The sequence below is a fragment of the Mucilaginibacter sp. 3215 genome (assembly GCF_050433785.1).
Classification (GTDB): Bacteria; Bacteroidota; Bacteroidia; order Sphingobacteriales; family Sphingobacteriaceae; genus Mucilaginibacter.
The window spans coordinates 469,487-482,602 of the sequence record NZ_JBNPWO010000002.1 but is presented as its reverse complement, the minus strand read 5'-3'; the positions used below and the strand labels follow the sequence as shown (position 1 = coordinate 482,602).

General features: G+C 44.9%; 12 protein-coding genes. 11 read left to right on the top strand and 1 reads right to left on the bottom strand.

Annotation, left to right across the window (positions count from 1 at the left end; translation table 11 throughout):
* The first annotated feature begins 9 nt into the window (after positions 1 to 9).
* Positions 10 to 2,115, top strand: a complete 2,106-nt coding sequence (gene pta, locus ABIC84_RS05715) for a phosphate acetyltransferase (protein ID WP_429262938.1) — start codon at positions 10 to 12, stop codon at positions 2,113 to 2,115.
* A gap of 8 nt (positions 2,116 to 2,123) precedes the next feature.
* Entirely contained in the window at positions 2,124 to 3,335 is a 1,212-nt protein-coding gene (locus ABIC84_RS05710) for an acetate/propionate family kinase (protein ID WP_429262937.1), read from the top strand.
* Between the two features lie 48 nt (positions 3,336 to 3,383).
* On the opposite strand, the gene ABIC84_RS05705 is transcribed toward ABIC84_RS05710, so the two are convergent.
* A complete protein-coding gene (locus tag ABIC84_RS05705; RefSeq protein ID WP_429262936.1) occupies positions 3,384 to 4,196 on the bottom strand; it encodes a universal stress protein in 813 nt (270 codons plus the stop codon).
* 489 nt (positions 4,197 to 4,685) lie between these two features.
* Here ABIC84_RS05705 and ABIC84_RS05700 point away from each other — a divergent pair, with 489 nt between their 5' ends.
* The 9 genes from ABIC84_RS05700 to nosZ all read left to right on the top strand — a co-directional run bounded on the left by ABIC84_RS05700 (position 4,686) and on the right by nosZ (position 13,105).
* Positions 4,686 to 5,501, top strand: coding sequence for a DUF2249 domain-containing protein (locus ABIC84_RS05700; protein WP_429262935.1), 816 nt, complete (start codon positions 4,686 to 4,688; stop codon positions 5,499 to 5,501).
* Positions 5,502 to 5,503: 2 nt separating this feature from the next.
* Positions 5,504 to 6,790: a hypothetical protein gene (locus ABIC84_RS05695; RefSeq protein WP_429262934.1), complete on the top strand. Its 1,287-nt coding sequence runs from the start codon at positions 5,504 to 5,506 to the stop codon at positions 6,788 to 6,790.
* Positions 6,783 to 7,115, top strand: coding sequence for a metal-sulfur cluster assembly factor (locus tag ABIC84_RS05690; protein WP_426588591.1), 333 nt, complete (start codon positions 6,783 to 6,785; stop codon positions 7,113 to 7,115). Before ABIC84_RS05695 ends, ABIC84_RS05690 begins: the two co-directional genes overlap by 8 nt.
* Positions 7,115 to 8,326: a hypothetical protein gene (locus ABIC84_RS05685; protein WP_429262933.1), complete on the top strand. Its 1,212-nt coding sequence runs from the start codon at positions 7,115 to 7,117 to the stop codon at positions 8,324 to 8,326. The genes ABIC84_RS05690 and ABIC84_RS05685 overlap by 1 nt, the downstream gene beginning before the upstream one ends.
* Positions 8,327 to 8,367: 41 nt before the next feature.
* A complete protein-coding gene (locus ABIC84_RS05680) occupies positions 8,368 to 8,736 on the top strand; it encodes a response regulator (protein WP_426588587.1) in 369 nt (122 codons plus the stop codon).
* Positions 8,737 to 8,969: 233 nt separating this feature from the next.
* On the top strand, positions 8,970 to 9,932 hold the full coding sequence (ric, locus tag ABIC84_RS05675) for an iron-sulfur cluster repair di-iron protein (RefSeq protein ID WP_413317433.1): 963 nt from the start codon (positions 8,970 to 8,972) through the stop codon (positions 9,930 to 9,932).
* A gap of 22 nt (positions 9,933 to 9,954) precedes the next feature.
* On the top strand, positions 9,955 to 10,383 hold the full coding sequence (locus tag ABIC84_RS05670) for an RrF2 family transcriptional regulator (RefSeq protein WP_354482468.1): 429 nt from the start codon (positions 9,955 to 9,957) through the stop codon (positions 10,381 to 10,383).
* A gap of 209 nt (positions 10,384 to 10,592) precedes the next feature.
* Complete coding sequence (locus ABIC84_RS05665) at positions 10,593 to 11,108, top strand: c-type cytochrome (protein ID WP_217633106.1); 516 nt, start codon at positions 10,593 to 10,595, stop codon at positions 11,106 to 11,108.
* A 20-nt stretch (positions 11,109 to 11,128) separates the two neighbouring features.
* Positions 11,129 to 13,105, top strand: coding sequence for a Sec-dependent nitrous-oxide reductase (nosZ, locus tag ABIC84_RS05660; RefSeq protein ID WP_429262932.1), 1,977 nt, complete (start codon positions 11,129 to 11,131; stop codon positions 13,103 to 13,105).
* The last annotated feature ends 11 nt before the right edge of the window (positions 13,106 to 13,116 follow it).

Here is a 13,116-nt window from a genome sequence, read left to right as displayed (position 1 = left end):
ATAAAGGTTTTGACAAAAAGTATTTATATCACTTCGGCCGAACCCTATAGCGGCAAATCAGTTATTGTATTGGGCCTGGTGGCTATGCTGCTTGGCCGGGCACAAAAGATAGGTTATTTGAAACCCATTATACCGTTTGGCCCGGAAGAGCAGCCAGATACCCATATTGAAACGGTTTTGGCACATTTTCAACTACCGCAAACTTATCGGGATACCTATGTATTTACCCGGCAGGAGGCTATGCAGCAGATCAAAGATCAGCACCAGGGCGACATGATCGACGCGATTATCGCACGGTTTAAGGCCTTAGAAGCGACGTGCGATTTTACTGTAGTTGAAGGGAGTGATTTTGAAGGGCAGGGAACGGCATTTGAGTTTGAAACTAACCGGCTCATCGCCAAAAATCTGAACTCCCCCGTCTTACTCCTTGTATCGGGCGTGGGGAAAACCACTGCCGAAATCGTTCAGGATGCGCTGAATTTCAGGCAGGCTTACCAGGTGCAGGATATTCAGGTATTAGCGGTTGTCGTCAACAGGGTACAGGCCGATCAGGCTGCAGATGTACAACAATTGCTGCGTGCGCAATTGTCTGAAAATATACTTATCGCGGTTATACCCGCTGATCCGGGCCTGGAAAACCCAACTGTTCACGATATTTTTGAAAAGTTGGACGGCAGGTTGCTGTTTGGTAGTGAACACCTCAGAAACCAGGTTGATAACTTTGTGACCGGCGCCATGCAGGTGCCCAATTTTTTGAATTATCTGAAGGAGAATGTTTTGATCGTTACACCTGGCGACAGGGGAGATATTGTCATCAGCTCGTTGCAGGCCAATCAATCTGCCAATTATCCCCGCGTGGCCGGCATTATACTTACGGCAGGTGCAGTTCCGGAAGAACCGGTGATGAGGTTGATTGAAGGATTGCAGAACGTTGTTCCTATCCTTGCTGTCGGAACCGGCACTTTTGAAACAACCAACCAGGTGGCAGCAGTTAAAGCCCGTATTACAGCAGATAATACTAAAAAAATCCGGCTTGCTATAGAAACATTTAACCGTTATATAGATATCGCCGCCCTTGATAAAATGCTGGTAACGTATCATTCCAATGTGATGACGCCGCACATGTTTCAATACCAGCTCACCCAATGGGCTAAGCGGCAGCGCAAAACTATTGTACTGCCCGAAGGGAATGACGACCGCATCCTGCAGGCGAGCGCAAGGCTGATTGCACAGCAGTTGGTTCACATTATCCTGCTTGGCGATCCCGCGGAAATAGCCGCTTCGGTGAAACGGTTGGGCATTGACCTTGATCTCAATAAGGTAACCGTTATACCCCCGGCCAGTTCGCCTCATTACGAAGATTATGTTCAAACACTGTATGATCTGCGTAAAAGTAAAAACGTAACCCTCGAAATGGCGAGGGACCTCATGACGGATGTATCTTATTTTGGAACGATGATGGTTTATAAAGGGCACGCCGACGGAATGGTTTCCGGGGCTGTTCATACTACTCAGCATACCATACGCCCCGCCCTGCAGTTTATCAAAACAAAGCCCGGCATCTCTACGGTGTCATCTGTTTTTTTTATGTGCCTGGCCGACCGTGTTTCTGTATTTGGCGATTGTGCGGTAAATCCCGACCCTACTGCAGAAGAACTGGCAGAAATAGCTATCTCGTCGGCAGATAACAGCCTGCGTTTTGGCATTGAACCGCGTGTTGCAATGCTTTCATATTCATCGGGCACATCAGGTTCAGGGGCCGATGTGGAAAAGGTTAGGCGAGCTACCCAATTGGTGCGTGATAGACGGCCCGATATTAAAGTAGAAGGGCCTATACAATATGATGCCGCTGTAGATCCGGTAGTTGGCAGCCAGAAAATGCCCGGTTCAGAAGTTGCCGGCAAAGCAAGCGTATTGATTTTCCCTGATCTGAATACCGGGAATAACACCTATAAAGCGGTACAGCGGGAAACGGGAGCCCTGGCCATTGGGCCGATGCTGCAGGGGTTGAATAAACCGGTTAATGACCTTAGCCGCGGTTGCACTGTTGATGATGTTTTTAATACCGTTATTATCACTGCCATCCAAAGTCAGGATAGCCCGGCCTCACTATAATTTTACATATGGAAATATTTGTTATCAATTCGGGCAGCAGCTCTATCAAATACCAGTTGTTTTCTCAGGATTCAAGCAGCCCGCTTTGCAGTGGCCTGGTTGAACGCATCGGTCAGCCGGATGCGCTGATCAATCATAAATACAGGCAGCATGACGAAGAAAAAGTGTTGTATATTCAACAACAGGTACCCGATCACGAAGCCGGCATGCAGGCTGTGGGCGAACTGCTCACCAGGGATGGTATCGCGGTGATCCGCGATTCGGGACAAGTGGGCGCGGTTGGCCATCGTGTAGTTCATGGCGGCGAAAAACTTACCGGTACCACAGTCATCACGCCCGGGGTAAAAGACAAGATCAAAGCACTGTACCCACTGGCGCCTTTGCATAATCCGGGGCATATAAAGGGTATCGAAGTGTCGGAAAAGATTTTCCCCCAGGCTGTACAGATTGCTGTATTTGATACCGCGTTTCATACATCGCTACCCGAAAAAGCTTTTAGGTATGCTATACCCGACTCTTTTTATAAAAACCATGGCATTCGTGTTTATGGCTTTCATGGCATAAGTCATCAGTACGTTAGTGGTGAAGCAATGAAATATCTTAATCATACAGACGCAAAACTCATTACCATTCACCTTGGTAATGGCTGCAGCATGGCCGCTGTTAACGGCGGAAAGAGCGTGGATACAAGTATGGGGCTTACTCCACTTGATGGGTTGATCATGGGAACAAGAAGCGGAAGCATTGATGCTTCGGTATTATTATACCTTTCAGAACAAGAAAATTACAGTACAGAACAACTTACTACGTTGTTAAACAAACAAAGCGGCATGCAAGGGCTTACCGGTCATAACGATATGCGGGATATCAGCGCGCTTTATAATAATGGGAACGCCCGGGCGGAGCTTGCTTATGAGATGTATGCCTACCGGATTAAAAAATTTATTGGCGCTTATGCCGCTGCAATGAACGGGCTTGATGCAATTGTGTTTACGGCTGGGGTTGGTGAAAATGATGCCCTGGCACGCGACCTCGTTTGCCGGAATATGGATTTTTTAGGCATTAAGCTGGATAACGAAAAAAATTCAGAAAAAGGCAATGGGATTCGTGATCTTAGTGCACCGGCTTCCCGTGCCAGAATATTAGTGGTGCCCACCAATGAAGAATTGGAAATTGCCCGGCAGTGCAGGCAATTGCTCGGTGAAACCACCGGGCGGTAACTGATCCCCGGGCAAATATTTTACAATTCTGGGGATCAATACTTAAGTTCATGAACACATGGGAACAGCAAGTAACGGTATGTTCAACCCGGTAGCCATTTGGCGGGTTTTACTTCGGTGAAGAAGTGAAGACCAGAAACCGTGCTTTTTGGGGATCATGATCAACAACTCGGCGTCACAAGTTATAAGCTCTTTTTTTAATTCGGCAACAATTTTAGTTGAATTAGTTTCTCTATAAACACAATCAATACCAGCTGCCTGGAAAGTATGCGGTACTGTGTCCTGAACAGGTTTTATTTCAGCTGCTTCTTTATTAACATAAAAAATCTCCACCGGCGATTCGAAAGCAATAACTTCATTCCGAATCATGGAAAGTAACTGTACGGGCTGATCATTAGCCACATCACATGCCAGCAGGATTTTCTTTAACCCTTTGAACCGGGCGCCAATCGGGACGACCAGTACAGGGAAAGCCAAATTTTTGATGGCAGTTGTAGTTGTATTGCCCAAAATCCAGTCCTGGCTTTCAGGGGCCATGCCAAGCACTACCAGCGAAGCATTGTGCTTTTTTACCAGGTTTTGTAATTCATCTGTCACCGGCGTATAACTGGTTTCACAACTGACAGTGATGTCGTGAACCAATGCGGTTATTGCTGCTTGTTGTGCAAGCCGGTCTTGATTTTTTGCCTCCAGGTCGCTTACGGTTGAAGCTGGCAGGAGCGTATTCGATTCGTGCAGGGACAAGCTGAAGGCATTAAAAAGCAGAAGCCTGTAGTTGAAATGTTTGGCCAAAGCGGCGGCATAGGTTACCGCGTTTTCGGCAGCCGGCGAATAGTCTGTTGCAGCAATTATAGTTTTCATATGGGTGACTGGTTGTTTTGTTAATATTCATAAAACCATTAAATACGGGCTCGTAAAAGTAGAAGACCCTTTGTACCGTAAATAGCGCAGTTAACAGTGCAACCTGTTCTGCTTTTTTATCGACGGTTTCTTAAAACAAAGATCAAGAATGGCTTTAAACTTCAACATGACGTTGATCAGCTTAAAAAATGATCACAATTACTAACAACTGCAGGGAAACCAGAAGGCAATCAGGGAGAAGATCAACTGCCATAGCATCGGACCAGTTTGAAAGTTTATTTTAGGAGATAGGGGCTTTTTTACAAATAGTATAGATGATCTGGGCAAGAGAGAATAGGAAACCAATTGTTGGCAGCCATTTGATCGATGGGTGACTGACGTAAAAAAAATATCGTAGCCGGGTAAACGTAATCTTTGCGTCACCTTTCTGAATAATAAAAGATAATTTTATCTTTTATTATTTACATTTGTCCATCAACTCATAAAAAAATGGAACCGTCAGAAATACACATTGTATTGAATGCTAATAGCCTAATCAGTGATCTGCTGAAGTATAACGAAGAGCTGATAATCCAAAAACTTACCGAACTCAATAAAAATTTTAACCGGCTGAAAAACCCTGTGCTCAGAAAGGTTTTAGCCAAACGGGTATCCGTTGCTCAGGCTTGCAGGATAGCAGGCTGCTCGTTGAATGAATTTTTTGACGTCCTTAAACCGCTTGGATTTAAAGCGGCGCACGAAGCTGTTGAAGTTGACAGGTTACCACTTCCCCTTGCCGCTTCTTTTACTAAAATTATTGATCTTGATGCCAGACCGATTTTGGCGGCAGGAAATGACCCTTTAAAAATGATCCTTACAGCGGCGGCCGGGCTTAAAAACAGCGAGGTGCTAAAAGTGATCAATACTTTTGAACCTGTCCCGTTAATCAACCTCCTGGAAAATAAGGGATACCGTTCGTTTCTGGACATCGCCGGACCGGAACTTGTGAATACTTATTTCCTAAAGAAAGAGGCCCAACCTGATGAGCTTATAATGGATATATCGGAATTATCGGTTGAAGCAGATGGGCTCACGGAACTTATGAAAGCCTATCAATTGTACATTATGGATGTCAGGCCTTTCCAAATGCCTAAGCCTATGACTATGATCCTGGACAAGCTGGAAACGCTGAAAACCACTGAAGCCTTGTATGTCCGGCATCGAAAAGTCCCCGTTCATCTGCTCCCGGTATTAAAAGAAAGAGGTTTTGACTTTCGCATCATGGAAACAGCGGATGCAGTTATCCTGTTTATCTATAGGCCATGAATATGATCACTAAACAGCATCCCGAATTATACCCTATTGTAAGGGCTCACTACCTGGCTTCAGCGGTTTGTTTTGTGCTTATCGGTGTCTTGTTTTTCTTTGCGTCGGCAGATTTTGCCGGGCACTATTTTCAGCCGAAATTATTAGCCATTACCCATCTTGCCGCGCTGGGCTGGGTTACTATGGTTATTTTCGGTGCAGCGTATCAACTGGTACCGGTCATACTTGAAACAGGATTGTCAGGCTATCGTTTGCCCTGGCTATCATTCGTCGCTTTTTTGAGCGGGCTTGTCCTGTTGGTTTGTTCTTTCTGGCGTTTTGAACCAGGTTTATGTATGCAGGGAGGGGCACTGCTGCTGCTAACCGGCATGCTTGGCTTTACCATTGTCATTTTTCTAACAGGAAAAAGATTAAAGAACAAAAAGGAGAACATTCATCAGGAAATGATCAATACTTCCTGTATCTGGTTGCTGGCCACCGGTGTTCTTGGGGTTCTGCTGGTATTCAACCTCCGTTACGCCTTTCTGCCGCAGGATCACCTTCAGTTTTTAAGGCTCCATGCGCATATGGGAATGGGAGGCTGGTTTTTATTGTTAGTGATAGGAGTAAGCAGTAAATTGGTGCCAATGTTCCTGGTGTCCCGAAAACAGAATTTGCAGCTGCTTGATTGGGTTTATTATCTGCTGAATGGCGGCCTGCTTGCATTTGTGATCGATACGTACCTGGAAGGTATCAACAACCGGACCTATCTCATCGCACTGCTTCCAACTGCAGCGTTTATCATATATTTCATTTATTTAATCCAATGTTACCGGTCACGAATGAAAAGAAGGTTGGATTTACCTATGATGTACACCATGTTGTCTTTTATATTGCTGCTGGCTGCATTGCTGATACAGCCGCTTATTATTAACGCGCATGTTCAAAATATAACACAAGGCATTGCGCTTACTAAACTATACGGGCTATTGGTGCTAATGGGCTGGCTTTCTTTGCTGATCCTGGGGCAGGCGTTTAAAACTTTGCCTTTCCTGGTTTGGTTAAAAATTTATGGCCCGGGCACCGGTAAAGAACCTACACCTTTACCTTCGGATCTATACAGTCAAAAATTACTGATCATCCAAGGTATTGCCTTTACCGGTTTTATATTATCCATGATCACTATGGCGTTATCCGGCCTGGCTACGCCTGCGCGTATTGCCTCAGGTTGCCTGCTGTTAACGGCGCTTTGCTATCTTTTAAATTTAACCAGGGTCCTTACCCACAAAAAAACAACCGGCCATGCATAGCTTTGACGTTACCAATCCTGATACCTACATAGAAATGGAAGCATGGGAGCGCTTACGATCCATTATTGACCCTGAACTTCATGTCAATATCATTGATTTGGGACTTGTTTATACTATCAGGGCAAATAGCACAGCGAGGATGCTGGTGGTGGTAATGACCTTATCGTCACCCAGTTGCCCGGTAGGTGAAGCCATTTTGCAGGGGGTGGCCAATTGCCTTGAAGCCAGGTTTGTGGACTACAAGACAGATGTGCAACTCACCTGGGAGCCAGCATGGGGCTTTGACAATATTACCGAAGAAGGCAAAAAACAGTTGTGGGGATAATGGACTGGATAAGTAAAGGCAGGTATCATTATTGGGCAGGAGGCAGCTTTGTGGTGCTTGCTGTTTTTGGCGTGGTGCTCAGGCTGATGCATATTGCCTTTGTGCCTCATTTAAACTATATTTTTTTGCTGCATGCTCACTCGCATTTCGCTTTTGCCGGGTGGGCTTTTCTTGGATTGGCCATGCTATTGGCCGGACGGGTTTCGCCTGTTCAAAGACGCCGGAAGTTCCTGTATGCCCTTAATGCAACACTCGTAAGTGCTTATGGCATGCTGGTTAGTTTCTCCTTTCAGGGCTACAAAACAGTCTCTATTATTTTTTCGACGTTTTTTATTTTAAGTACTTATTATTTTACCCGGCAGTTCCTGAAAAGTTTAAAGGAAACCCGGCAACTTTCAAAGGGCGCGCGCCAATTGACCCTTGGCGCTTTGTTTTTTCTCTGCTTTTCCTCACTGGGCCCTTTAGCCCTGGGGCCGCTTATGGTTATGGGATTAAAAGGCACGGCAGTGTACCAGGATGCAATTTATGTTTACCTGCATTTTCAGTTGAATGGCTGGATGCAGTTGGCGGCCATTGCGTTAGTTGAAATCACTTATTTCAATATGTGCCCAACCAATCCGCAGCGTTGGGTATATCAACTATTAATCTGGTCGAACCTGCCGCTGTATTTAATTTTTACCTTGTGGAGCAACCCTGCCGGTTGGGTTTTTCTGATAGCCGGAATTGCGGCTGCGGGTAATCTTACCGCGTGGTTTATAATATGCCGGCGTCGGAAAACGCGGCTGCTGAAACTGCCTTTGCTGTTAAAAGTTGCATTTTTGGCCATCACCTTAAAAACCGTTTTTCAAGCCCTGGTATGTATTCCCGTCATTGGCAAATGGACTTTCAGTGACCGTAATATCATCATTGGCTATATTCATTTGCTGACATTGGGCATCGTGACACCAGTCATACTCGATCAGTTTAAGCAAGCCGGCTTTTTCGGCGCCGGAAAAAAATTGCAGATCATAAACGGAAGTTATATAGTGTTGACTTTCGCATATCTCGTGATATTATTTGTTGAACCCGCCTTAAAACTTGTCGGAGTAATAGTTCAGGATGTCGAGCCCCAATTATTGTTGCTATCCATACTGTTGCTGCTATGCGGGGTCGGCTATTTTGTGCTGCTAATTTTAGGTAGTTCAAAAAAAAGCGAGGCAGTTAGCGTGTAAAATCAGATTCAAATATTTATTTTTGGATTAACACGCCGGATATGAAAAACAAAGTTCTCCTAATCGAAGACAACCAGGACATTCGGGAAAACGCAGCAGAGCTGTTGGAGCTTTACGGTTTCGAAGTGCTGGTTGCCGACTGCGGCGAGGCAGGATTGGACCTGACTGATTTACACCCGGACTTGATTATTTCGGATGTAATTATGCCGGGTATTAGTGGATACGATGTGTTCAATCAGCTTCAAGAGGATTCCCTTAAAAAAAACATCCCCTTCATCTTTACTACCGCACTTTCCGAAAAGAAGGACCAGGACATAGCAAAAGTGATGGGAATACAAAACTATCTCATTAAACCATATGACGAAGCTGAGCTTATCAGCTGTATCCGGAAGTGCCTGGACATGATCTGATTTCCCTTCGGTTGAACGCCCGGTAATTTGCCTCAAATATCGGGGTAACATGCCATGACTATTTTTTACTGAAATTACGGCAAGGCTTTTCAAAGTTTCAGCCGGAACTAATGAGCGCGGTCACTTTTGCGCTTTAAAAATTGATTGTTATCACATTTACGAAAAAAGAACAGCCTAAAATATACAAGAACAATAATAAAGGATAAATTTGTCTTCTATTAAATTAATAACAAATGGAAACACAAATTTTGGATGTAACGGTCATTGAACCAAAACTAAAACATCCCACTATTTTTAAGAGATTCGATGAACTGACCGGTGGTGAGGAATTGATCATTCACAATGATCATGACCCCAAACCGCTTTATTATCAGTTGCTGGCAGAGCGCGGACAGATCTTTAACTGGGAATATCTGATGAGCGGCCCGGAGGTTTGGAGGGTTCTGATTGGTAAAAAGAACCCGCATAACCAGGAAGAGACAATTGGTGAGATTGTTGCTAAAGACTATAGGAAGGCGATGGTTTTCAAAAAACTCGGCATTGATTTCTGCTGCGGCGGCAAAAAAACATTAACAGAAGCCTGCGTGAAAAAAGGGCTTGCCGTTGAAGAAGTGAAGCTCGCACTGCAGTCGGCGGATAACGGAGAATATGTAAATGCGCATAATTTTCAGGACTGGGCTCTTGATTTTTTAAGTGACTACGTAGTAAATGTCCATCATAAATATGTACGTGACAATATTCCCTTTATTGGTGAACTTGCAACAAAAGTGGCGCGTGTACATGGGGACAAACACCCCGAATTGATTGTGGTGGCTAACGTATTCGCTACGGTGGCACAGGAACTGAGCATGCACATGATTAAAGAGGAGCGCATCCTTTTTCCTTATATCAGGGATATGGTGACAGCCCGGGAATTAGGTACCGCTGTGTTGCCGGCACCGTTTGGAGGGGTTATGAATCCCATTCAAATGATGGAGATGGAGCACGAAGGAGCAGGAGAAGAACTCGAAGAGATCAGGCAAATGACAAATAACTATACGCTTCCGGAAGATGCCTGTACCTCGTATCGTATCCTTTTCCAAAAGTTGCAGGAGTTTGAAAATGACCTGCACACACATGTACACCTCGAAAATAATATTTTGTTTCCGAAGTCGGTTCAACTCGAACAGCAGTTAAAAGATAATTCTCAATTATAGGTTTTAAGTTGAAAGGATAGTAGTGTTATTATCTAAATCATGTGAATATGCCATCAGGGCGGCAGTATATGTTGGTTATAAGACCTTGACCAAAGAAAAGACCGGCATCTCAGAGGTCGCTGAAGCGATAGGTGCACCTGTCCATTTCACTGCCAGGATCCTGCAGGGGTTATCCCGAAAGCGCGTCATTTCCTCCAGTAAAGGTCCGCACGGTGGTTTTTATATTGAAAACTCCGCCAAGGTTTACCTGATTGATATTATTCGGGCTATTGAAGGGGACGGGCTATTCAATGCCTGCATACTTGGACTTAAAAACTGTTCCGACACGAAGCCTTGTCCGGTGCACGACGAAATCAAGACGGTACGGACACAACTGCTCCTCGAATTTAACAAAAAATCCCTTCGAGACCTGGTAAGCGATTACCAGCAAAATAAGTTCGTTTTAAAATAAAAAAAATTATTCAACAAACAGGAGGGGACAAGTTTAAAATAATAAAAGATAAAAATGTCTTTATTTATAGAGGTGCTTTGGGGCGGAAGCTATATAGATATATTATATATCATATAAAATGCTATTTAAATGAGATATATCACTAAAAAAACATGATTTGAATCATGAAATAGTCAAAATTAATAAAGCAATTTCGAAGTATTATAAACATGAAAATAATGAAAATTTCAACCAGCTTTATCCGGGCCGCCTTTATAGGAGGTATGGCCCTTTTGGCCGCTTGCGGCCCTTCCAATGGGGGTGATAAACAGGCAACGGAATCTGCTCCGGCTGCCAATGCCGAAAATAGTTCGGCCGCATCTTCAGCAGATGTTGACCCCGCCGCCAAAAGTGACAGCAAGGGCGTAGGTAAATTCACAAGCGTGGAGATCGGCACAATTGACAATGCAATGGCCGACAAAGGCAAAGGAGTTTTTACTGCCAAGTGCTCCGCCTGTCACCAGATCACCGATCAGAAGGTGGTTGGGCCCGGTCTGAAAGGGGTAACCAAACGCCGTACGCCGGAATGGATCATGAACCAGATCACCAATCCGGTAGAAATGGAACAAAAAGACCCCGTGGGTAAAGCACTTTTAGCAAAATATCTGACTCAGATGAGTTTTCAGAATGTAAGTGACGATGAAACCCGACAGATACTTGAGTATTTGAGAAAAAACGATCAATAACCTCTTTATATGTTTAAACCATGAAACGAATTACACAAACTACCCTGTTGTTAGCGGGACTGGGGGCGATTGCCATTGCCAGCGGTTGTAAAGCAGGTAAAACGGGGCAGGCAGCCACCGATGAAGATGCTGCCAAAAAAGTATACGTAGCGCCCGGCAAGCATGATGAATTGTACATGTTCGCTTCCGGTGGCTTCAGCGGCCAGATTGCAGCGTATGGCATTCCTTCCGGCAGGTTGCTTAAAGTGATACCTGTGTTTTCCCAGAACCCGGAAAATGGTTATGGCTACTCAGAAGAGACCAAACCAATGCTCAACACCTCGCACGGATTTGTGCCCTGGGACGACACGCACCATCCTGAATTTTCCAAAACCAATGGCGAAGATGATGGCCGCTGGCTTTTTATCAACGGTAATAACACGCCACGCATTGCCCGTCTCAACCTGGCAACTTTCAAAACGGAAGAAATTCTGGAGTTACCAAACGTTGCCGGTAACCACGCATCTCCATTTTGTACAGAAAATACCGAGTATATAGTGGGTAACACTCGTTTTAGCGTACCGCTTGATGGAGATAAGGATGTATCGATAGGTGATTTCAAAAAGAAGTTCAAAGGTGCCGCGACTTTTATCAAGGTAGATAAGAACACAGGCCGCATGAACATTGCCTTTCAATTGATTGTTCCTGGCTTTAACTATGACCTGGCACATGCCGGCAAAGGCCCCTCACATGATTGGATTTTCTTTACCTGTTATAATACAGAGCAAGCCAATACCTTACTTGAAGTTAATGCCAGTCAACGCGACAAGGACTTTATCATGGCGGTGAACTGGAAAAAAGCAGAAGAGTTGGTGGCCCAGGGCAAGGGGCGTAAAGTGCCTGCTAAATACGCGCATAACCTCTATAACGAGCGCACCCACTCAGCTACTTCAACCATGGAAAACGACGTGACCATGCTGGATGTAAAAGATTATCCGGGACTAGTCTATTATATTCCATGCCCAAAATCACCCCACGGTGTTGACGTGGAACCCAACGGCGAATACTTTGTTGCCAGCGGTAAACTGGCCGCGGTGATTCCTGTATTTTCGTTTAAGAAGATGCTTGGTGCTATTGACCAAAAACAATTTGAAGGGGACTTTGACGGTATTCCGGTATTGAAATATAATACTGTATTGGAAGGTGAAGTGCAAAAGCCTGGTTTAGGTCCGCTGCATACCGAATTTGACGGTAAAGGTTATGCTTATACGTCCATGTTCGTGTCTTCAGAGATTGTAAAATGGAAAGTGGACACACGTGAGATCATCGATCGTATTCCAACTTATTATTCTATCGGCCACCTTTCGGTACCGGGCGGCGATTCCAGGCATCCATATGGTAAATATGTGATTGCGCTGAACAAGATCACCAAAGACCGTTATCTGCCCACCGGTCCTGAGCTAACGCAATCTGCCCAGTTGATTGACATTACCGGCAACAAGATGAAACTATTGCTTGACTTCCCGACCATTGGTGAGCCGCACTACGCGCAGACCATACCGGCGGAGAAAATAGAGAAAAATTCTGTGAAGTTTTTTAAACTGGAAGAGAATGATAATCCATACGCTGCCAAATCAGAGAAAGAAGCCCGCGTAGTAAGAAAAGGCAACCGGGTGGATGTATACATGACTGCTATCCGGTCTCACCTGGCCCCAGACAATATAGAAGGCATAAATCAAGGTGATGATGTGTATGTGCATGTGACCAACCTGGAGCAGGACTGGGACGTTCCGCACGGCTTTGCCATCAAAGGTTCCAATAACTCAGAATTATTGATCATGCCGGGCGAGACCGCCACACTGAAATGGACACCTGACCGGACTGGTATTTTCCCATTCTATTGTACCGACTTCTGCTCTGCATTGCACCAGGAGATGTCTGGTTACTTTAGGGTATCGCCTAAAGGCTCAAACGTACCACTTACTTTCCACCTGGGAGAAAACCTTGCGGCAAGGTAATAGATCTTTTA